The organism is Photorhabdus namnaonensis, assembly GCF_001684335.1.
GTDB lineage: Bacteria > Pseudomonadota > Gammaproteobacteria > Enterobacterales > Enterobacteriaceae > Photorhabdus > Photorhabdus namnaonensis.
The window spans coordinates 1-389 of sequence record NZ_LOIC01000006.1; the positions used below are offsets into that span (position 1 = coordinate 1).

Annotated in this window: 1 rRNA gene; it reads right to left on the reverse strand. The window is 46.5% G+C overall.

Annotated features, from left to right (window positions below):
- A 16S ribosomal RNA gene (locus Phpb_RS00960) occupies positions 1–231 on the reverse strand; the annotation flags it as partial.
- Positions 232–389 lie beyond the last annotated feature (158 nt).

Consider the following 389-nt stretch of genomic DNA (forward strand, 5'->3'; position numbering starts at 1 on the left):
ATCCGACGGCGTGAGGCCCTTTCAGGTCCCCCACTTTGGTCTTACGACATTATGCGGTATTAGCCACCGTTTCCAGTGGTTATCCCCCGCCCTCGGGCAGATCCCCAGACATTACTCACCCGTCCGCCGCTCGTCAGCAAAAGCGCAAGCGCTTTCCTGTTACCGCTCGACTTGCATGTGTTAGGCCTGCCGCCAGCGTTCAATCTGAGCCATGATCAAACTCTTCAATTTAAAGTTTGATGCTCAAAGAATTCTGACTCATTAGTTCGTAATGAATTAACTGTTGTTCACTCTTCAAGACTTTAAAACATATTTTTTGTGATACGGTCTTGTGAGTGCCCACACAGATTGTCTGATTAATTGTTAAAGAGCAGGCTGAATCAAAAAAT